Here is a 21886-nt window from a genome sequence, read left to right as displayed (position 1 = left end):
GCCCTCCGTTTTAAGCTGGATTATGGTGATGCTGAAAGCGCTCTTCAGCCAACTCATCTGCGATGATGTTGGTTGGTCGCTTTTCTGCATCGGCCCGATCGAAGATCTGAGCAAGCGTGCCACCAATCGCGAGGGTCTTCTGACGCACGATTGAGTCTGATGCACCAGGCTCGCCCAAAGCGACAGAGATTACACCGCCTGCGTTGATGGCGTAATCTGGAGCGTACAGAATGCCGCGCTTCATGAGTGCTGCGCCATCTTCCTGTGTTTCCAACTGATTGTTTGCGGCTCCTGCGACCACAGCTACTTTCAGCTCCGGGATAGTTGCAGCATTCAGGCCACCGCCAAGCGCACATGGGGCAAAGATATCCGCTTTGACGAGATGTGCGTCGTCTGGAGACACGCTGGATGCACCGAGCTCTTCGATTGCGCGGGTCACTGCCGGATCATAGATGTCGGAGACAATCAGGTTAGCGCCTGCTTCATGCAACTGACGTGCTACGTCATATCCCACATGACCCAGTCCTTTGAGTGATACAGTCAGGCCTGAGAGGTCTTCAGAGCCAAATTTGTGCTTGGCAGCTGCTTTGATCCCAACGAAGGTTCCCAGTGCAGTGTACGGCGATGGGTCGCCAAAACCAGTGGCATCAGTCCCACGGGCGAACTGAGTTTCGCTGCCAATGATTTCCATATCGTCTGAGCTGATGCCCACATCTTCTGCAGTGATGTAGCTGCCGGAAAGGCGATTGATGTGTCTGCCGAACGCTCTGAGAAGCTCCGGGGTCTTATCAGTGCGCGGGTTTGCGATGATGACTGACTTTCCTCCTCCCAAAGCAAGGTCAGCCAATGCATTCTTATAGGTCATGCCTTTTGAGAGGCGGAGAACATCAGTCAGAGCTTCATTTGCGCTTGCGTAGTTCCACATGCGACATCCACCGAGACCGGGACCGCGGTTGGTGTTGTGAACCGCGATGATCGCTTTCAAGCCCGTTTCGTTGTCTGTTGCAAATACGATTTGCTCGTGGCCAGCGAATTCTGGATGATCCAATGGGGTCATGTAGGTATCGATCGTTATTTTATTATGCAATGGCACGTTCATTCAGCCCTCCCAAACGAAATTGAACAACAAGCGTTGCCGGGATATTGGTTTATTCTTAAAGCAATATCCGGTTTATTTCGTAGGTCATGAGCATCAAATTCGGAAGAATTATCCGAATGATTCTAAATTACGGGAAAATCGTATCTCAGGGCCTTCAATAAATGGGTCTTGAATTTGCCGTTATTTTATTACACTTGTCGTGTCGGGTTCTCACATATTGTTAAGGCACCATGTCTCATAAGCTCCTACGGTTTTTGACCGCATTCTGCATGCTGTTGGTATTTCTATTGCCTTCTCAACAGGTTGCAGCGCATCCGCATATGTTTGTGCAGGCGCGCGCCGAATTGGTGTTTGATGATGATGGGTATCTGACTCATATTCGGCACAAATGGTTGTTTGACGACCTGTATACGGCCTATGCTGTGCAGGGATTGGATGCCAATCAGAATGGATTTTTTGAGAGAAATGAGCTGGATGAGCTGGCCAAGATCAACATTCAGGGTCTTGGAGAATATGGCTACTTCACTTTTGGGGATGATAGCAAAGCGGAGATAGATTTCTCTGAGCCATTTGATCCGTCCATGAAAATGATCAAGGTGGCCTTTGATGATTACTGGTTGATCAGCGATGAAGACCGAGAAGCAATTGCTGAAGAGATTGCAGCTGGACGCAGCAAGCCAGACACGAGCCCCGTGTCATTGGTGGAGTTGAGCTTCACACTGCCGCTCAAAGAGAAGATCAAGGCTGACAAGCCGATCACACTCGATGTTTATGACCCAACCTACTACATCGACTTCAAGTGGCCTAAGGCAGATATGGCCGTGACACTGAAGAATGCTCCCGGAAAATGCTCTGTTGAACTAGTCCACCCACCTGAGTTGGACGGGCAAATTGCTGCTCAGTTGGCAACCATCGGTGCTGACCAGCGCAATGTTCCTGAAAATTTGCAGGGGTACACAGCAGCACTCGTTAATCAGGTGATTGTGTCGTGCGATGGTGTGGCGATTACAACAGTTTCTACAGGCAATACGAAATTCATTTCCGAGATTACACCTGGGCCAGTTGAGAGCGCTCTTGTGTCTGCAGAAGATGCAGTGGCAGCGCTTGCGCAAGGTGGTGAGCCGATGACGCTGTCTTCCGTTTCTGAGCGTGAGAGTGCGGATTCTGCTGAGCTTCGTGGTCCGGATATGAATATCTTCCAGCAAGGCATGGCGACTATTACCCGGTTGCAGAATGAGTTTTATCTTAAGCTGACAAGCGCGCTGAGAAACTTCCGCAACAACCCTTCTGCCGGGTGGCTTCTGATGCTGATCAGCTTTGCCTATGGTGTGTTCCACGCTGCAGGGCCGGGACACGGCAAGGCAGTGATTTCCTCCTATGTGATTGCAGATGAGCAGACTTTGAAGAAAGGGATCGCGCTCTCCTTTGCTTCTGCCTTTGCGCAGGCGGTGACTGCGATTGTGTTGGTTGGCGGGGCAGGCGTTCTTTTGCATCTGACCAGTACGGCGATTAATGCAACAGCCCGTTGGTTTGAGCTTGGCTCTTATGTGCTGGTCTTCCTGCTTGGTCTCTACCTTGTTTGGCAACGTGTTCTGAAGCCATGGTTTGGTAAAAAGCCTGCTTCGAGCTGCGGGCATTTTCATGACCACGATCACGACCATCATCACCATGAGCACTCAGAGCATGGAGAGGTTTGTTCCAGCTGTGGGCATGCGCATGCGCCTGATCCGAAGATGGTTCAGAACTCAGCCATGACACTCACAAGCATCTGGTCGATCATTCTGGCAGTGGGGCTTCGTCCATGTACCGGTGCTTTGATCGTGCTTGCGTTTGCGTTTTCTCAGGGCATGATTTGGGCAGGTGTGGCCTCCACACTTGTGATGGCACTGGGGACAGGTATTACCGTTTCGGTTCTGGCGAGTCTCGCAGTGCTCTCACGTGAAGTCGCCTTGCGGATCTGGGGTGCTGACAGTCAGGCTGGTACGGTTATTCTGCGTGGTTTTGAGGTGGTTGGCGCTCTGACGATTTTGCTGATGGGAACGTTGATGCTGATTGTCGGGCTGAATGGTGGCGCAACGGCAGGTCTGTTCTAGATTACGGCAGTTTTTGGAAGAATCGCTCTCGAAATGGCTGAGAAATTTGCTTTCAAGCAATTTCGTATGGGTGTTTTCGAAGAAATTCGCGCTATCGTTAATGCGCGAACGTGTAGAAAATCACACCTTCGTGTGGATAGCTGTTTGTACATCTGAGCGCATCTTTGAATGTTAGCTGTCTTTGCTTTGCAATGCCGACCTGATTGAGGTCTAAGGCCTTCGATTTATCGGGCGGCATCGCGTCTGCATGCCTCTGCTCGGTTTCAGCTGAAACTGTAGATTAGTTTCCTCTAAATTATTGTATTTTAAAGCATCTACCACCTGTGTGGCTTCATTCACCCAGAAGATTAATGGAGCAATGCTCAAGTCAGTTAGGTCATGTAGACTGACTTATTAACATTGAAATAAAAGGCTATGAATTCCGATTTTGGAGGTTGATTGTTAGCCCTCAAGGGCGGAGATTCCTAAAAATGTTTCGATAGTTACGTTGCGGCTGGTTTCGGTTGATAACGCATAGATGAGGTGCGCTCAGTTGATCCAAGAATAATTAATTTGTCCAATAGGGTGCAGATTTCCTTGTATTTTCACGTAGTTTTAGGGTTATAAGAAGTTGGTCATGTTGTCGCAGAGATCTCAATGGAAGAGGTTCAATTCTGCGGAGGCATAAAGAGATTTGATTTAAGAAGCTCTTGGGAGGAGTTTTTATGGACCGCCGTAGTTTTCTGAAAAATGCTGGTTTGGCAGGTGCAACCGCTGGCGCAGCTACTCTTGCAGCTCCAGCACTCGCAGCTGGCAAGCGCGAACTGAAAATGGTCACCACCTGGCCTAAGAACTTCCCAGGTCTTGGTACTGGCGCACAGCGCATCGCTGACCGCATCACTGCTGCCAGTGAAGGTCAGCTGACTGTAAAACTGTTTGCTGCCGGTGAACTCGTTCCTGCATTTGAGAGCTTCGACGCTGTTTCTAATGGTACAGCTGACATGTACCACGCTGCTGACTACTACTGGCTCGGCAAGCACAAAGCATTTGGCTTCTTCACTGCCGTTCCAATGGGCATGACAGCTGCTGAGTTGGAAGCATGGATGCACTTCGGTGGCGGTCAACAGCTTTGGGATGAGCTGGCTGGTCAGTTCAATGTTAAATCCTTCCTGGCTGGTAACACCGGTCTGCAGGCAGGTGGCTGGTTCAATAAAGAGATCAAATCTCTTGAAGACCTCAAAGGCCTGAAAATGCGTATGCCTGGTCTGGGTGGTGAAGTTCTTCGCCGTCTGGGTGCATCAGCTGTTGCGCTTCCTGGCTCTGAAATCTTCCCAGCAATGCAGTCCGGCGCGATCGACGCAACCGAGTGGGTAGGCGCATGGAACGACATGGCGTTTGGTTTCTATAAAGTTGCTAAGTACTACTACACCAAAGGCTTCCATGAGCCAGGTGCTGGTCTGTCCTTCGGCATGAACAAAGGTGTTTGGGAAAGCTTCACACCTGGTCAGCAGGAGCTGATCCGTTCTGCGTGTATGGCAGAGAACAACTACATGTTCGCTGAGTACAACCACAACAACGGTGCTGCTCTGGAAACTCTCCTGACCAAGCACAACGTTCAGGTTCGTGACTTCTCTGATGACGTGTTCGATGCTATCGGCCGTAAAGCTGAAGAAGTTGTTGCTGAAGTGGCTGAAACAGATGACCTCTCCAAGCGCATCTACGAAAGCTACCTCAAGTCTCGTAAGGAAACCTCTGCATGGTCCAGCCTTGCTGAGCGTAACTACCTGACAGCTCGCGATCGTATCCTGGGTTAATTTTACTTATTGCTGCACACGCTCTCCGCAATCCTTGCGGGGAGCTTTTCTTTCAAGAGCTCTATCTTGGCCTTTGGGGCCCAATAATAATCCTAGAGGCTTGGTGTAGACCAAGACGAAGAGGCGGGCATGCGCGCCCTAATGAACCTGATTACCTCAGTCAATCGTGGCATCGGCAAGAGCTGCGCCTGGCTGACTTTGGGCATTGTGCTTGTCCAATTTACAGTGGTGGTGATGAGATACGTTTTCGGTATCGGTTCCATCTGGATGCAAGAATCCATCACCTACATGCACGGTTTCCTGTTTATGTCGGCTGCTGCTTATACGCTAAGCGTAGATGGGCACGTGCGGGTCGATATCTTTTACCGGGATGCTCGCCCACGTATCAAAGCAATGGTTGACCTGCTCGGTTCGGTGTTCTTCCTTCTTCCGATGTGTGCGGTGATTATTTACTGGTCCTGGGGCTATGTGCTCAGTTCCTGGGCAATCTGGGAAGGGTCTCAGGAGGCATCCGGTATTCAAGGACGGTATCTTCTGAAGAGTGCGATTATTGCCTTTGCCGTTCTGGTTTCCTTACAGGGTGTCGCCATTATTCTTCGAAGTGTTCTTGCCCTTCGCGGTGACAAGAAGGCACTCGACTCATTCCGTCAGATCCAGGAGTAATCGGAGATGGATGGACTTCTTCATACTCTTGATATTTTGATGTTTGCGGTTGCCTGTATTTGTTTGTTGGCGGGCTTCCCTGTTGCATTTACTCTTGCTGGTGTCGCACTGATTTTCGCTCTGATCGCGTCGTTCTTTGGCGGCAGCGTGACGCTAGGCGCAATTCCGAGCCGAATTTTCGGCACCATGTCCAACGAAACCCTGATCGCGGTTCCACTCTTCATCTTCATGGGGGTGATGCTGGAGCGTTCCAAGGTTGCGGAAGAGCTGCTAGAAACCATGGGCCGGTTGTTTGGGCGTATGCCTGGCGGTCTCGGGCTTTCTGTAACGATTGTGGGCGCTCTGCTGGCTGCTTCAACCGGTATTGTTGGCGCTACCGTGGTGACTATGGGGCTTTTGTCTCTGCCTACCATGCTGCGTAACGGTTACAGCCCACGTCTTGCCTGTGGTTCGATTGCGGCATCGGGGACGCTGGGGCAGATTATTCCGCCTTCCATCGTGCTTGTGTTTCTTGCTGACCAGCTTTCTAACGGCTACCAGATCGCTCAGCGTGAGATGGGGAACTTTGCTCCAGATCCGTTCTCTGTAGGGGATTTGTTTGCAGGGGCGCTTATTCCAGGTCTTGCACTTGTTGGCCTTTACATTGTGTACCAGCTGTTTGTTGCGTTCACACAGCCGCACAAAGCGCCTCCAATGCGTTATGATGGATCTGCGGGACCAACCCTCAGTCAGGTTCTTCATGCTCTTGTGCCGCCAATCGCGCTTATTATCGCGGTGCTTGGTTCAATTCTTGTAGGTATTGCGACACCAACTGAAGCTGCTGCTGTGGGTGCTGTTGGTGCGTTGCTGCTTGCTGGATACCGCATGGAAGAAGACAAACCTTGGCCGGTGTATCTGGCTGTGCTGTCTCTTGTTGTGATGTTGGTTCTGACATCCTTCATGGACCTGCGTGTGGCACGTACCGTGATCCCGACTGGTGATATGATTGGTATCTGGGTTGCAGGGCTTTCCTGTGCAGTGCTCGCTTATGGATTGCTCGTCTCGCTCTACCGTGTGATGGCGAAGAAAGTACTTATGCCAGTGATGCAGTCGACCACACAGATCACCTGTATGGTGTTTGTGATCCTGATCGGCGCAACGTTCTTCTCCCTGATCTTTCGTGATCTGGGTGGCGAAGAACTGGTGAAGGAAGCGCTGACCGGTCTGCCGGGTGGTGCGCTGGGTGCTATCATTGCGGTTATGGCTGTAATGTTCGTGCTGGGCTTCTTTCTGGACTTCCTGGAAATCGTGTTCGTGGTTGTTCCGCTTGTTGCACCAATTCTGCTGCAGCTTGAGATGCCTAATGGTGAACCGATGAGCCCTGCATGGCTGGGTGTGATGATGGCTGTAAACTTACAGACATCGTTCCTGACGCCTCCGTTTGGCTTTGCGTTGTTCTACCTGCGGGGTGTGGCGCCGCCGTCAGTGAAAACCTCAGACATTTACTTCGGTATCATCCCGTTTGTTCTCATTCAGGTTCTGATGCTGATCATCCTGTGGTACCTGCCGGAAATGGCAACATGGTTGCCGAAAGTGATCTACGGCTAAAAGTAGTAATCGCTTAGTATATGTAAGGGGCGCGAGTATTCGCGCTCCTTTTTTGTTGCAGTGCCACTAGCCCAAAGTAGTGATTCTTTTTTGACTTAGTCCAATGATCTACAAAAAGGAATTGAAACCTAATCAAAAGTATTGGGCATTGATTTACCTATAGTATTTCGCTTATGCGTGACAAATATAATGCATGTATACCTTAGTATAGACTTTTTTGAATGTAACTCGTTGAAATATCACAGTTTTGCATTGCACAAGTGCTCAAGGTTGCAACGCGCAATGAATAAAACCCATTAAAAAAGCTTTCGTATCTTGCTAAGAATAAGTCCAGGGAGGAGCTCGCAGGTGGAGGACTTGCGAGGCGGGGCTATTAGTCTTTCGTATTTCCTCAGAGTAAACAGGCAGACCAAAGGCACAAGGTGACCTTTGGTGAGAGGTGATTCAAAGATGCAGGTGCCTCCGTCAGCGGGTATGGACACATTTCCGCAGTTGCTTATTCGGAATGCGCGGGAATGGGGGGATCGTCCCGCGTATCGCGAAAAGGACCTCGGGATCTGGCAAAGCTGGACCTGGCGTGAGGTCCTTGGAGAAGTGCGCAAGCTTTCTCTGGGGCTCAAGAGCCTTGGGTGCAAAGAGGGCGACAAGGTTGCGGTGATTGGTGCAAACCGTCCGCATCTTTATTGGGTTTTTGCCGCAGTGCAGGCGTTGGGTGGTATTCCGATCCCAGTCTATTCTGACTCAGTGGCAGAAGAGATCGCCTACGTTCTTGGCCACGCAGAAGTGCGCTTTGCGGTTGTTGAAGATCAGGAGCAGGTTGATAAGCTGCTTGAGATGTCTGAGAAGCTGCCGCTGCTCGAGCACGTCATTTACGAAGACCCTAAAGGCCTTCGTGATTACGACCACACAAGCCTTCATCGTTACCTGAGCGTTCAGGAAGCCGGGCAGACTCTGCTCGACAACGATGAGAAGCTTGCTGATGACTGGTTTGATGCCGTCAGTGCTGGCAAGAGTGAAGACATTGCTGTGATCCTTTACACCTCCGGTACGACTGGTCGTCCGAAAGGGGTGATGCTGACCTTCAATAACTTGGTTGTTGCTGTTCAGAACGCGAACAAGTTTGATAATCTCGATGAGAATGCAGACACAGTTGCGTACCTGCCGATGGCATGGGTGGGTGACCATGTGTTCTCCTACGCACAGTGTCTTACAGCCGGGTACTGTGTGAACTGTCCTGAAGGTCCGGAAACAGTTTCGATTGACCGTAAGGAAATTGCCCCAACTTACATGTTTGCACCGCCGCGGGTGTTTGAGGGTATGCTGACGCACATCACAGTTCGCATGGAAGATGCGGGCAAGATGAAGAAGAAGCTGTTTGACTACTTCCTCAATTATGCAAACCAGGTTGGTGAGCGCATTTTGAATGGAGAGAAAGTCTCTCTGTTTGAGCGCATCAAGTATGCTGTCGGTGAATTCTGCGTGTACGGGCCGCTGAAGAACGAGATGGGTTTTTCTCGTGTTCGTGTGGCTTACACCGCGGGTGAAGCGATTGGTCCTGAGATCTTCAAGTTCTACCGCTCAATCGGTCTGAACCTGAAGCAGCTTTACGGGCAGACGGAATCTTCTGTGTTCATTACCTCACAGCCTGATGGCCAGATTTATGCTGATACGGTTGGCGTTCCTATGCCAGATGTTGAGGTGAAGATCGCGGAGAGTGGTGAGGTCATGTATCGCTCACCGGGCGCGTTCCTTGGTTATTACAAGAACGATGAGGCAACGAAGGATACCAAGACTGAGGATGGCTGGGTTCACACTGGTGATGCTGGCATGTTCCTTGAGAATGGGCACCTGAAGATCATCGATCGCGCGAAGGACGTGGGCAAGCTGACTGACGGCTCCATGTTTGCGCCGAAGTACATTGAGAACAAGCTGAAGTTCTTCCCGAACATCAAAGAAGCTGTGACCTTTGGGAATGAGCGCGACTACGTTTGTGCCTTTGTGAATATTGATCTCGTTGCGGTTGGTAACTGGGCTGAGCGGAACAATATTGCATATGCTTCCTATCAGGAACTGGCCGCACATCCTGACGTTTACAAAACAATCCAAAGCCATGTGGATCAGGTGAACAAGGATCTTTCTGAAGAACCAATGATGGCTGGTGCCCAGATCAAACGCTTCCTTGTTTTGCATAAAGAGCTGGATCCGGATGATGGTGAGCTGACACGTACTCAGAAAGTCCGTCGTAACTTCGTTGCTGACCGTTATGCGCCTCTGATTGAAGCATTTTATGCGGGTGAGACCTCCAAGCATGTGGTGACCGAGGTGACCTTCGAAGATGGCCGTCAAGGCACAATTGAAGCCACTGTCGAGATCCGGGACATGGACACCCATAGCACTAAAGCAATGTCCGCGATTGGGGAGGCGGCAGAATGACTGTAATGGATCCAACGCTCGAAGAGGTCAAAAAAAGGGCCGAGGAGCGCGAGGTTCTGCTGGATCTTGAGAACGTTTCTCTCTCCTTTGGCGGTGTTAAGGCAATCACGAATATCTCCTTCAATATCAAGAAGGGGGAAATTCGCGCGATCATTGGTCCCAATGGTGCTGGCAAGACGTCCATGCTCAACGTGATCAATGGTTTCTATCAGCCTCAAGAAGGTGTGATCACCTTCAATGGCGAAAAGCGCAGGTCCATGAAACCGCATCTTGCGGTTAGTCAGGGTATCGCTCGAACTTTCCAGAACGTTGCTTTGTTTAAGGGTATGTCCACGTTGGATAACATCATGGCTGGACGTGCAACGCGGATGAAGCAGAACTTATTCTGGCAGATGCTCTATTGGGGGCCTGCTCAGAGGGAAGAGATCGAGCACCGTAAGAAGGTCGAGGAAATCATCGACTTTCTCGAAATCCAACATATTCGCCGCACACCAGTGGGAACGCTTCCTTACGGCTTGCAGAAGCGTGTTGAGCTCGCTCGTGCGTTGGCGATGGAGCCAGAACTGCTGCTGCTCGATGAGCCGATGGCAGGGATGAACCTGGAAGAGAAAGAGGACATGAGCCGATTCATTCTGGATGTGAATGATCAGCTCGGCACTACGATTGCTCTGATTGAGCATGACATGGGTGTTGTGATGGACCTTTCCGACCGTGTCGTTGTTTTGGACTATGGCCGCAAGATCGCTGATGGCGTGCCAGAAGAAGTGCAGAGCAACCCAGAAGTTATTGATGCCTATCTGGGCGTGTCACACTAGGGAGCACCCCCATGGAAACACTTTATAACGTACTAATTGATCCATTTGTTCAGATGTACGGAATGCCGGACTTCTTTCTACAGGTGTTGTGGGAAGGTCTCGTCTCTGGGGTTCTTTATGCGCTGATTGCACTTGGTTTCGTTCTCATCTTTAAGTCCTCGCGCATCTTTAACTTTGCGCAAGGCATCATGGTTGTGTTTGCTGCGCTGTCTTTGGTTGGCCTGCATACCTTCCTGGTTCCGTTTGTTGGCAACGAGTTTGTTGCTGCTGCAATCGCGATGCCGCTTACTCTTGGCATCATGTATGCGTTGGCAATGAGCGTTGAGCGTGTTGTGCTTCGTCCGCTTGTAGGACAGCCAGACATCATTCTGTTCATGGCAACCATCGGTATCACCATGTTCCTCATCGGTTTTGGTGAGTTCGTGTTCGGTGGTGAGAACAAGGTGATGATCACCGAAGCGCTTGGTATTCCAACCGGTGCTATTGAATTTGAACCGTTCGGCGGCTTCCTGCTTCTGGAAGAGAAAGACGTGTTCGCGGTTGTTATGGCGATCGTGCTGGTTATCAGCCTGCTGGTGTTCCTGAACAAATCTGCGATGGGTCGTGCGATCCGTGCACTGGGTGATGATCATACTGCAGCGCTATCTGTCGGTATCTCCCTCAGCACTATCTGGGTTCTGGTCTGGTTTATTGCAGGTGTGATTGCTCTTGCCACTGGTGTCGTCTGGGGTGCTCGTGCAGGTGTGTCATTTGCTCTGGAAGTGATTGCGTACAAGGCCTTGCCAGTGCTGATGCTTGGTGGTCTGGAATCTGTATCAGGCGCGATTATCGGCGGCATTGCCATCGGCCTTCTTGAAAAAGTCTTCGAAATCTACTGGGGTCAGCCTCTGTTTGGTGGCAACACCGAAACCTGGTTCGCCTTCATCTTTGCTTTGATTGTTCTGCTGTTCCGTCCGCAAGGGCTGTTCGGTGAGAAAATCATCGAGCGCGTGTAAGGGAGGCCTGACGTGTTTTACAGAACTTCTGGTCAGTTCAAAACGACCTATGAAAGTGATCAGGCGCTCTTCCCAATCAAGCAGGATATGGTCCTGCTGGTTGTGATCCTTGCCGCTATGTATGTGATCTTTCCGATGTTCGCATCGGAGTTCACCTACAAGGCTCTGCTTGTGCCTGTGCTGATTTATTCTCTGGCCTCGCTTGGTCTGAACATTTTGACCGGTTATGCCGGGCAGCTTTCGCTGGGTACTGCGGGCTTCATGGGCGTTGGCGCTTATGCTTGCTACAAGATCACTACAATCTTCCCGGAAATGAACATCATTGTTGCGTTGTTCCTTTCCGGGTTCTTCTCAGCTGCAGTTGGGGTTGCGTTTGGTTTGCCGTCGCTACGCATTAAAGGTTTCTACCTTGCGATTGCGACGCTTGCTTCGCAGTTCTTTCTGGTGTGGCTCTTTGAGAAGTGGGCGTGGCTTTACAACTACAATGCATCCGGCGCGATTGAAGTGCGCACCATGGACATTTTCGGTCTTGTTGTGACAGGTCCAAATGCGTCGCCTATGGTTCAGTACTACTTTGTTCTTGGCATCGTATCTGTTGTGACCTTTGCGATGATCAACCTGACACGTGGCCGGTATGGTCGTACGTGGAAGGCTGTTCGTGACATGGATATTGCTGCGGAGCTGGTGGGCATCAACCTGATGCGTGCAAAGCTGTCTGCCTTTGCTGTCAGCTCCTATATCGTGGGTATTGCCGGCGCGCTGATGGTGTTCTTCTGGAAAGGTGCCGCTGAGCCAAACCTCTTTGATATTCCAATGAGTTTCCAGATCGTCTTTATTGCGATCATTGGTGGCCTTGGCAGTGTGATGGGGAACTTCCTCGGAGCGATCCTGATTGTGGCTCTGCCGGTTGTGCTGAACCTTCTGCCAGAAATGCTTGGCCTGAGTATCGGTTCTGCCACCATGGAACACGTCAACGTTATGGTGGTTGGTTCTCTCATTATCATGTTCTTGATTGTCGAGCCTCACGGTCTTGCGCGGTTCTGGGCGCTTATTCGTGAAAAGCTCATCATTTGGCCATTCCCTCACTAATAAAGAACTGCAGGAGCAGCTGGGGAATAGAGGAAATGGTCCGCGGCGGGAGCCGCAAACGCGGAGGAAAATATGAAACACTTTACGAATTTAGGTAAGGCTGTTGCAGCAGGTGCCCTTGCAGTTGCCATGAGCACAGCTGCAATGGCAGCAGACGGTCTTAACTTTCCAAACCTGACATACCGTACTGGCCCATTTGCGGGTACTGGTACGCCAATCATGAACGGCCAGCGTGACTACATGCTTATGCTGAACGAACGTGATGGTGGTATTGGCGGCGTGCCAATCGATTACATCGAGTGTGAAACCGGTTACAACACCAACAAAGGAGTTGAGTGCTACGAGAAGACTAAGGGAGCAGCTCTCGTAACGCAGCCATGGTCAACCGGTATCACTCTGCAGGTTATGCCTCGCACCAACGTGGACCGTATTCCTATTTTGGCACCTGGCTACGGTTTCTCGCCAATGTCAGACGGTGATACGTTTGCCTGGGCGTTTAACCCACCAGTGTCCTACTGGGATGGCGCATACATGATCCTCGACTACATTGCTGGTGGTGACATGTCTTCGCTGAAGGGTAAGAAGATCGTTCTTCTGCATCTTGACCACCCATTCGGTAAAGAGCCAATTCCGCTTCTGGAAAAGCTTGCAGAAATGCATGACTTCAAGCTGGTTCCGATCCCTGTTGGTCTGAAAGAAATGCAGAACCAGTCTGCGCAGTGGTTGCAGATCCGTCGTGAGCGTCCAGACAACGTCGTAATGTGGGGTTGGGGTGCTATGAACGCCGGTGCGATCACCGAAGCAGTTAAGACACGCTACCCAATGGAAAACTTCATCGGCATCTGGTGGTCTGGCTCTGATGCTGACCTGCAGAACGTTGGTGCTAAAGCGAAGGGCTACAAGTCTGTCAGCTTCAACGCTCCAGGCAACTTCCCAGTGCTTGAAGACATCCGTAAGCATGTTGTTTCCAAAGGCAACTCAGAAATCAAATCTGAAGCTGACATGGACACCATCTTCTATCAGCGCGGTATCATCATCTCTATGATCCTTGCTGAAGCAGCAAAAACTGCTCAGGACAACTTTGGTGAAAAGAATATCAATGCTGAACAGCTGCGCTGGGGCCTTGAAAATCTGGACATCACTGCAGCTCGCCTTGAAGAGCTGGGTATGAAGGGCATGACACCTCCACTGAAGATGGCTTGTGACAACCATACTGGTCACTCTGGTGCATGGATGCTTGAGTGGAACGGCGAAGAGTTTGTACAGGCAAGTGACCTGCTGACTCCAAACCGTGAACTGATCAAGCCGCTTGAGCTGGAAAAAGCTGCTGACTACGCGAAAAACAATGCTCCTTGGCCAGGTCGTGGCGACCTCGCTTGTAACTAAGCCTTGTTGTTTTGGTCGGGCGCGGTGGTGCCCGGCCAATTTATCGAATTCAAACAATCGGAATGTTCGCAGGTTAAGGCTGATCTCATGAACGCAATTGCAGAACAGACATCAAAATCCAAGGCACCAGCCGCTAACCTGCAGGTTGCCGAAGACATTTTGTCTATCAACAACATCGAAGTCATTTACGACCACGTGGTTCTGGTTCTCAAAGGTGTTTCTTTGACCGTGCCTAAGGGTGGTATTGTTGCTCTGCTGGGTGCGAACGGTGCCGGTAAGACAACGACCCTGAAAGCAATCTCCAACCTGCTGCAAGCAGAGCGTGGCGAAGTGACGAAGGGCAATATCATTTTTCAAGGAAAGCAAGTTCAGGCGCTTTCTCCGAACGAACTGGTTCAGCGCGGATGCATTCAGGTCATGGAAGGCCGTCGTTGTTTTGGCCACCTTTCTATTGAAGACAACCTGATGACTGGTGCCTATACCCGCAAAGATGGCAATGCTGAGATCAAGCGCGATCTGGAAATGGTGTATGACTATTTCCCGCGTTTGCGTGAGCGCCGGGGTTCTCAAGCGGGTTATACTTCTGGTGGTGAGCAGCAGATGTGTGCAGTGGGTCGTGCCTTGATGAGCCGCCCGGACATGATTTTGCTGGATGAGCCAAGCATGGGCCTTGCTCCACAGTTGCAGGAAGAAATCTTTGAGATTGTGAAAAAGCTGAACAAGAATGAAGGTGTGTCCTTCCTTCTTGCTGAGCAGAATACCAACGTTGCGCTTAAATACGCGACCTATGGGTACATCATGGAAGCTGGCCGTATCGTGCTGGATGGTGATGCTGATTCTTTGCGCGAAAACGAAGACGTGAAAGAGTTCTATCTAGGTGTTGGCGGAGAAGGGCGAAAATCCTTCCGTGATGGCAAACACTACAAACGCCGCAAACGGTGGTTGGCGTAATCTGCATTAATTGAGAACTTGCCCCTAAAATCATAGGGGTGAACTGTCACAGGAAGTCAATGTATCTGGTTTTGAATAATCTGCATGCTGCTTATTGCTGCAAAAGGTATTTTGGAGGACCACATGCATTTTCTTTCTAAAGTGATTGTCGGGGCTGCGCTTTTGAGCGTGGCCTCTGTTTTGCCTGCTGCTTCTCAAGTGAAATTGGAGGGTTTCTTTCTTGCAGAGGAAGCCTGTCCAGCATTTCAATCTATTCGTAAGCAGACAAATCCTGGAAACGTTCATGTGGAACGGATGCGTGCCTATGAACTGCTTGGGAAGAACAAATCGCAGGCATCTCATTACTTCATTCGCATGAATGGCGTAAATCCAGCTGAGCGTTGGGTGGATGTTTCCTGTGGTCTGCATCTGGTTGAAGCTGATGGTAGCGGGCAGAATACTGGCAATGGTTCTGGAGGTTCTGCTGGATCAAATGTGGTTCGTCCTGCTGTCAAAGGGCCTTCGGCAGACGCTGAGTTCCTGCTTGCTGCGAGCTGGCAACCTGCTTTTTGTCAAACACATCAAGAGATACCGGAGTGTTCTTCTCAGGTGGAAGGACGGTTTGATGCGAGCCACTTTGCATTGCATGGTTTGTGGCCTCAACCGCGTGGCAACTTCTGGTGTGGAGTAACGCGGGAAGAGAAGCGTCTGGCAGTAGAACGTTCTACACGGGGGCAGTTGCCTCCAGTTGAGTTGGATGATGCAACTCGTGAAGAGCTGGATAAGGTGATGCCGGGCGCTCAGTCGCATCTGGACCGCTACGAGTGGGTGAAACACGGCACATGTTACAGTGACAGTGCAGAAGAGTATTACGCGGAATCTCTTGATCTTATGGAGCAATTGAACGGTTCAGCTGTCCGTGATCTGTTTGCTGCCAACATCGGTGAGGTGCTCACGACAGCGCAGGTTCGTGCGGCGTTTGATGAAACCTTTGGCGCTGGTGCCGGGAACCGCGTTCAGGTGCGTTGCAAAGGTGGTTTAATTACCGAGCTTTTTATCAATCTGAAGGGCAGGGTTGAGCCAGATACCCCGATGAGTGAGTTACTGTTGGCCGCGAAGCCGGTGCAATCTGATTGTCAGGGCCGCGTTGATCCTGTCGGATTTAACTAGAGTATACCTGTCCAATAAATTTGCGGGAGGCTTTCGTCTCCTGCTTGGAAGACGTTTGAGGCCATGGGAGGGCTTCTATGGGAAACCAATATTTTGATGAGTTGGAGATCCGGTCCCCAGAGGAACGAGAAGCTGATTTGATGGCTCGGTTGCCGGGGCAGATTGCCATGGCAAAGAACGAGGCGTCTGGTTGGGCAAAGCATCTGGCAGATGTTGATCCAGCTGAGGTCACGAGCCGTGAAGCTTTGGCTAAGCTCCCTGTTCTCCGTAAGGCGGACCTTCTTGCGGCTCAGGCTGAAGAGCCCCCACTTGGTGGGTTCGCTGCTGGTGACTTTTCTACATACAAACGCATCTTTATGTCTCCGGGACCAATCTGGGAACCGCAGGGATCCGAAGCTGATCCTTGGAAATCAGCTCGTGCGTTCCATGCAACTGGAATTCGTCCGGGCGATATCGTTCACAATGCGCTGTCCTACCATATGACACCGGGTGGGTTCATTCTGGATCAGGGTGCACGTGCATATGGTTGTGTGGTGTTTCCTGCAGGTATCGGTAATACGGATATGCAGGTTTCTGCGATCTCGAGCCTGCGTCCAACGGCTTATGCCGGTACTCCGGACTATCTGAAGGTTATTCTAGACCGTGCTGCCGAGTTGGGGGCGGATGTAAGCTCCATCAAGCATGGTCTTGTTTCTGGTGGTGCCCTTTATCCGAGCTTGCGTGAGGAATACGCAAATCGCGGTGTGAAGGTTCTGCAAGCCTATGCGACGGCTGATCTAGGTATCGTGGCTTATGAAAGTGAAGCCATGGAAGGCCTGATTACCAACGAAGATTTCATCGTTGAAATCGTTCGTCCGGGAACAGGAGAGCCTGTTGAGCCGGGTGAGGTTGGTGAGTTGGTAGTGACGACATTCTCACCAACCTATCCGCTTATTCGTTTTGCAACGGGTGACTTGTCTGCAGTGCTGCCGGGTATCTCGCCGTGTGGTCGTACGAACATGCGCCTGAAAGGGTGGATGGGACGAGCAGACCAGCGCACCAAAGTGAAGGGTATGTTTGTTGACCCGGCACAGATTGAGCGCCTTCGCAAAAATGCTGGCGATGAAGCAGGGCGCGCGCGCCTCTCAGTCGTGCGTCAGGGTGAGCAGGACCACATGATCCTGAAGGTGGAGACTGAAGCTGCTAGTGACGATTTTATCGCAGCCCTGAAAAAGTCTCTGAAAGAGCACACTGGCTTAAATGGTGATGTGGAGTTGGTCGCTCCAAATACCTTGCCAAACGATGGTAAAGTGATTTCTGACGAACGTGAAGTGACTGCATAGCAGCTTTTGATTTGACCGATTTTGAGAATGCCAGTCTGCGTATGTGGGCTGGCATTTTTCTATTTTGGGTAGTTTCACGGTAATAATCAGAAAATCATAGGGTTTGACCTTGGCGCGAGCATTGGGAAACTCTATTTAGCAATTGGATTGGATCTGATGCGCATAGGGGTCTCATGAACCAGAGCACAAGCGGTAACGCAACAAAGCAAGAAAACCACCCTCCGATCTCCTTCGGGAAAGTGGGTGTGCTTCTCGTCAATCTTGGGACACCAGACGGGACAGATTACTGGTCCATGCGTCGCTATCTGGCAGAGTTCCTTTCGGACCGCCGCGTCATTGAATGGTCGCGCTTTCTCTGGCTGCCAATTCTCCATGGTATCGTGTTAAGTAAGCGCCCGCAGAAATCTGGTGCGGCTTACAAAGAGATCTGGAACAACGAGCTGGATGAAAGCCCTCTGCGCACCATTACGCGTAGTCAGTCTGACAAGCTTTCTGAGATGCTTTCGGGTTTGGGTGAAAATGTTGTTGTCGATTGGGCCATGCGTTATGGCAATCCATCCATTGCGAGCCGTCTTGATGCGCTAAAGGCAAAGGGGTGCGATCGTATTCTCGTCTTCCCGCTTTACCCGCAATACTCAGCTTCGACGACGGCGACCGTAAACGATGAGGTCTTTCGAGCGCTTTTGAAAATGCGCTGGCAGCCGACCATCCGTATTGTACCGCCTTATCATGATGATGAGACCTACATCGACTCGCTCGCTGCTTCGATCAAGAACAAGATCAGTGAGCTGGATGAAGAACCGGAGATGGTTCTGGCGTCTTTCCACGGCATTCCGCAGAGCTACTTCGATAAGGGCGATCCGTACCACTGCCACTGTCAGAAAACGACTCGCTTGTTGCGTGAGAAGCTGGGGTGGGATGAGACGAAGCTTCAGATCACCTTCCAATCTCGCTTTGGTCCAGAAGAGTGGTTACAGCCTTACACGGACAAGACAGTTGAGAAACTGGCAAAAGAAGGTGTCAAACGGATTGCTGTTTTGAACCCAGGTTTCGTTGCTGACTGCCTTGAAACTCTGGAAGAAATCGCTGGTGAAGCAGCGGAGATCTTTGAGGAACATGGAGGGGAGCAGTTTACGCATATTCCATGTCTCAATGACGCTCCTGAAGGTATGGCCGTGCTAGAGAATGTGGTTCGCCGTGAGCTTCAGGGCTGGATCTAGAAATTAAGTTTTAATTCACTATGTGAAGAAGAGCACTGGTTTCTTTTGGGAAGCGGTGCTCTTTGGCATTTATTCGTGCAGTTTTCTCTGGTTTTAATGGGACAAAGCTACGATAGTTTAGGCAAATTCCTCCAAAGGACTAATAGATATGGATATTTTGACAGGTAGTTCGATTACTGTCCTCATTTTAGTGGCTGTGATCATTTTTGTTGTATTTGCTGGCGCGAAGATGGTTCCTCAAGGCTACAACTACACGGTTGAACGTTTTGGAAAATACCGGAAAACACTGCACCCGGGCCTGAACATCATCATCCCCTTTATTGACCAGATTGGTCACAAGTTGAATATGATGGAGCAGGTGCTTGATGTTCCTGCGCAGGAAGTGATCACCAAAGACAATGCAACGATTACTGCTGATGGTGTGACTTTCTATCAGGTGTTGAGCGCCTCTCAGGCGGCTTATGAAGTTCTGGGCTTGCAGAATGCGATTCTGAATCTAACCATGACCAACATTCGTAGTGTTATGGGGTCCATGGATCTGGACGAACTGCTCTCCAATCGTGATGAAATCAATGCTCGTTTGTTGCGTGTCGTTGATGCGGCTTGTGAGCCATGGGGCGTGAAGATCACTCGTATTGAGATCAAGGACATCAACCCTCCGAATGATCTGGTTAATGCGATGGGTCGTCAGATGAAAGCTGAGCGTGAGAAGCGTGCTTCGATCCTGGAAGCTGAGGGTGCCCGGCAGGCCGAGATTGCTAAGGCAGAGGGTGTGAAGCAGTCACTCATTCTGGAAGCGGAAGGCCGCCAGCAAGCTGCTATGCGTGATGCTGAAGCGCGTGAGCGTCTGGCACAAGCTGAAGCTAAGGCTACCATGATGGTTTCTGAGGCGATTGCCAAAGGTGACATGGGTGCGATCAATTACTTTGTGGCTAACAAATATGTTGAAGCGTTCGGTGAACTTGCAAAGTCTCCAAACCAGAAAACTCTCATTCTGCCTATGGAAGCAACTGGGATGATCGGAAGCCTTGCCGGTATTGCTGAAATAAGCAAAGAAGTACTGAGGGACAACGAACACCGTCGTTCCAGCCGTATTCCAAATACCGGTAATTCAGAGGGCTGATCGATATGCTGATTGAGCTGTTCCAAAACAGTATCGAACCTTGGGTTTGGTTTGCCTCCGGGCTTGTTCTTATTGGGCTTGAGTTGGCTGTTCCTGGCTCATTCCTGATCTGGTTTGGGGCAGCGGCTCTCGTTGTTGGCGCTCTGGTTGCATATTTTGATATGGACTGGCGCTGGCAGCTTGTGCTGTGGGGTGTCTTGTCCGTCAGCTTCCTCCTTATTGGTCGTCGTTTGACTGTTAAAGATGATGACAAAGAAGGTGATCCGCATCTCAATAAAAGAGGGAGCCGATATCAAGGACGTGTGTTTGTGTTGAAGCAAGCACTCGCTCATGGGAAAGGCACGCTTGAGATTGGTGACTCTATCTGGCGTGTAAATGGCCCGGATTTGCCAGCAGGTGCCCATGTGAAAGTTGTCGGCCAAGACGGCACAACTCTCATTGTGGAAGCAGCTTCAGAAGGCGAAGAGGCCTAAGGCCTATTGATATGGATTGAAATCTGGTGGCAGCGGCGGTTCTTCTGCCATCAGCAGAATTGAAATGCGGCGGTTTGCTGCAAGATATGGGTCATTCGGGAAGAGAGGTTCAGAATCAGCTTTTCCCACTACAGAATGAATATTGTTCGAAGGCAGACCATACTCGGAAAGAATCTGTCGTGCTGTGTTTGCGCGATCTGCTGATAGTTCCCATCCAGTTTCGCTTGGAGCTGTGATGAGCTGTCCTGTCGTCGTGTGTCCGGTAATGCGGACACGGTTTGGCATTTTTGCCAGAACAGGCGCCATTTTAGCGAGGAGCTGCCTTGTTATCTCATAAGGGTACTTTGACCCTTCCGGATACATTGAACGGCCTTCCTGATCCACGATCAGGATGTTAAGGCCTTCATCTGTTTCTTCAAGAATGATGTTGTTGGAGATCTCCGTGATCTCAGGCATTTCCTGAAATGCCTGCCGGAGCGAAACGACTGCGGTTGCAAACTGCCTCGGCTTCTCGATATCTGCCTTCTTGGTGGTGTGGGTGTTTGCTTCCGGGCCTTGTTTACGCTTTTCTGGATGGCTCTCAGTTGCAAAATCAGCGTCTGTAATTTGTTTCTCGTAGGTGATGTCTTTCATGAAATCGCGTAGTGGCACACCTTCGATTTCAAGAACACCAGCGCGTTTGGTCACCTGTTTGATGCCGAATGCGTCTTTGATGGAGCCTGCAACGACTTGAAGTTTTTGCTTGTCCTGTACGGAAAACGAGATAATCAAAACAAAGAAACACACAAGAAGAGACATCAAGTCAGCAAACGTAAGCATCCATGCGGGTGCGCCTGCGGGAGCTGATTTTTTTCTACCTGCCATTGTGTTTCTCCCTTGCCCGAAAGACTAAGCTGCCGCTTCGATCATATCGCTGCGGCCTTTTTCTGGGATGTAAGCGAGCAACATTTCGCGGATCAGCGATGGGCTTTTGCTTTCACGAATCTGCAAAACGCCGTCGATGACGAGGGTTTGATTAAGTTCTTCCTGCTCAAATTTGGAGTCCAGTTTATCGGCAACCGGGATGCACACAACGTTTGCGATGAGTGAGCCGTACAGCGTTGTTAATAGCGCAATCGCCATGGAGGGACCGATTGTGGATGGATCATCCATAGTTGCAAGCATCTGTACCAGACCGACAAGCGTTCCGATCATTCCAAAGGCGGGAGCTGAGTCGCCAAGTGCACGGTATACGCGGGCGCCTTCATTCAAGCGGGTCAGGTAGAGATCACGCTCTTTTTCCATCGAGTCACGAATAAGGTTGTAGTCGTAACCGTCAGCCACATACTGCATGCCTTTGGCGAGGGTCGGTTCCTCAATCTCGACATTTTCCAGACCGAGAGGACCTTCCTTACGAGCCGTTTCTGCAAGATGAGCGATATTCTCGACAAGCTCGCGAGGCTCTATCTTCTTATGGGTGAAAGCGAGTTTTGCTCCCATACCAAAAGCACTGAGCAACCCATTTAGAGGGAATCTCACGAGTGTGGCTGCGAGACCGCCACCAACCACGATCAAGATGGAAGGAAGGTCAACGAACTGACTGAAGCTTCCACCCAGAAAGATAGCTATCAGCACAGTTACGCAAGCAGCGATAACGCCGATTATCGTGGCTAGATCCATTTAGCTTACCCGAATGTGCGCCTTTGATGAGGCAAT

At 50.6% G+C, this 21886-nt stretch carries 18 protein-coding genes; 15 read left to right on the top strand and 3 right to left on the bottom strand.

The window, feature by feature from the left end; all coding sequences use genetic code 11:
• Positions 1-10 precede the first annotated feature (10 nt).
• The gene (locus tag PsAD37_RS26105; RefSeq protein ID WP_057461845.1) at positions 11-1099 is read right to left on the bottom strand and encodes a Glu/Leu/Phe/Val dehydrogenase; all 1089 of its coding nucleotides are present in this window, start codon (positions 1097-1099) and stop codon (positions 11-13) included.
• Positions 1100-1329: 230 nt separating this feature from the next.
• On the opposite strand from PsAD37_RS26105, the gene PsAD37_RS26100 reads away from it, so the two are divergent.
• The 15 genes from PsAD37_RS26100 (at position 1330) to PsAD37_RS26030 (ending at position 20191) form a co-directional block, all read left to right on the top strand.
• Positions 1330-3192: a DUF1007 family protein gene (locus PsAD37_RS26100; protein ID WP_063298565.1), complete on the top strand. Its 1863-nt coding sequence runs from the start codon at positions 1330-1332 to the stop codon at positions 3190-3192.
• A gap of 704 nt (positions 3193-3896) precedes the next feature.
• Positions 3897-4985 carry a TRAP transporter substrate-binding protein gene (locus tag PsAD37_RS26095; RefSeq protein ID WP_063291083.1) on the top strand — a complete coding sequence of 363 codons (1089 nt, stop codon included), beginning with the start codon at positions 3897-3899 and terminating at the stop codon, positions 4983-4985.
• A gap of 129 nt (positions 4986-5114) precedes the next feature.
• Positions 5115-5648, top strand: coding sequence for a TRAP transporter small permease subunit (locus PsAD37_RS26090; RefSeq protein ID WP_057461842.1), 534 nt, complete (start codon positions 5115-5117; stop codon positions 5646-5648).
• A gap of 6 nt (positions 5649-5654) precedes the next feature.
• Positions 5655-7235: a TRAP transporter large permease subunit gene (locus PsAD37_RS26085; RefSeq protein WP_063298564.1), complete on the top strand. Its 1581-nt coding sequence runs from the start codon at positions 5655-5657 to the stop codon at positions 7233-7235.
• Positions 7236-7685: 450 nt separating this feature from the next.
• On the top strand, positions 7686-9668 hold the full coding sequence (locus PsAD37_RS26080) for a long-chain fatty acid--CoA ligase (protein ID WP_063298563.1): 1983 nt from the start codon (positions 7686-7688) through the stop codon (positions 9666-9668).
• 5 nt (positions 9669-9673) lie between these two features.
• Positions 9674-10483: an ABC transporter ATP-binding protein gene (locus PsAD37_RS26075; protein ID WP_057461916.1), complete on the top strand. Its 810-nt coding sequence runs from the start codon at positions 9674-9676 to the stop codon at positions 10481-10483.
• Between the two features lie 11 nt (positions 10484-10494).
• Positions 10495-11478, top strand: a complete 984-nt coding sequence (locus tag PsAD37_RS26070; RefSeq protein ID WP_057461839.1) for a branched-chain amino acid ABC transporter permease — start codon at positions 10495-10497, stop codon at positions 11476-11478.
• Positions 11479-11490: 12 nt separating this feature from the next.
• Positions 11491-12567 (top strand): branched-chain amino acid ABC transporter permease, encoded by a 1077-nt coding sequence (locus PsAD37_RS26065; protein ID WP_063290290.1) that lies wholly within the window; start codon positions 11491-11493, stop codon positions 12565-12567.
• 72 nt (positions 12568-12639) lie between these two features.
• Positions 12640-13953: an ABC transporter substrate-binding protein gene (locus tag PsAD37_RS26060; protein WP_057461837.1), complete on the top strand. Its 1314-nt coding sequence runs from the start codon at positions 12640-12642 to the stop codon at positions 13951-13953.
• An 87-nt stretch (positions 13954-14040) separates the two neighbouring features.
• Positions 14041-14904: an ABC transporter ATP-binding protein gene (locus PsAD37_RS26055; protein WP_057461836.1), complete on the top strand. Its 864-nt coding sequence runs from the start codon at positions 14041-14043 to the stop codon at positions 14902-14904.
• A gap of 123 nt (positions 14905-15027) precedes the next feature.
• Positions 15028-16053: a ribonuclease T2 gene (locus tag PsAD37_RS26050; RefSeq protein WP_208992101.1), complete on the top strand. Its 1026-nt coding sequence runs from the start codon at positions 15028-15030 to the stop codon at positions 16051-16053.
• 77 nt (positions 16054-16130) lie between these two features.
• Positions 16131-17375 (top strand): phenylacetate--CoA ligase family protein, encoded by a 1245-nt coding sequence (locus tag PsAD37_RS26045; RefSeq protein WP_063298561.1) that lies wholly within the window; start codon positions 16131-16133, stop codon positions 17373-17375.
• Positions 17376-17548: 173 nt separating this feature from the next.
• Positions 17549-18595: a ferrochelatase gene (gene hemH, locus PsAD37_RS26040; protein WP_063298560.1), complete on the top strand. Its 1047-nt coding sequence runs from the start codon at positions 17549-17551 to the stop codon at positions 18593-18595.
• A gap of 148 nt (positions 18596-18743) precedes the next feature.
• Positions 18744-19718, top strand: a complete 975-nt coding sequence (locus PsAD37_RS26035) for an SPFH domain-containing protein (RefSeq protein WP_063298559.1) — start codon at positions 18744-18746, stop codon at positions 19716-19718.
• A gap of 5 nt (positions 19719-19723) precedes the next feature.
• Entirely contained in the window at positions 19724-20191 is a 468-nt protein-coding gene (locus PsAD37_RS26030; RefSeq protein WP_063290285.1) for an NfeD family protein, read from the top strand.
• Between the two features lie 3 nt (positions 20192-20194).
• Here PsAD37_RS26030 and PsAD37_RS26025 read toward each other — a convergent pair whose 3' ends face one another.
• Together PsAD37_RS26025 and PsAD37_RS26020 are read right to left on the bottom strand one after the other, a co-directional pair.
• Positions 20195-21055, bottom strand: coding sequence for a flagellar motor protein MotB (locus PsAD37_RS26025; protein ID WP_057461830.1), 861 nt, complete (start codon positions 21053-21055; stop codon positions 20195-20197).
• A gap of 24 nt (positions 21056-21079) precedes the next feature.
• Positions 21080-21850: a motility protein A gene (locus PsAD37_RS26020; RefSeq protein WP_008551696.1), complete on the bottom strand. Its 771-nt coding sequence runs from the start codon at positions 21848-21850 to the stop codon at positions 21080-21082.
• Positions 21851-21886: the final 36 nt, after the last annotated feature.

Source organism: Pseudovibrio sp. Ad37 (assembly GCF_001623075.1).
Lineage (GTDB): Bacteria > Pseudomonadota > Alphaproteobacteria > Rhizobiales > Stappiaceae > Pseudovibrio.
The sequence above is the reverse complement of the archived record's forward strand: the minus strand, read 5'-3'. Positions and strand labels throughout refer to the sequence as shown.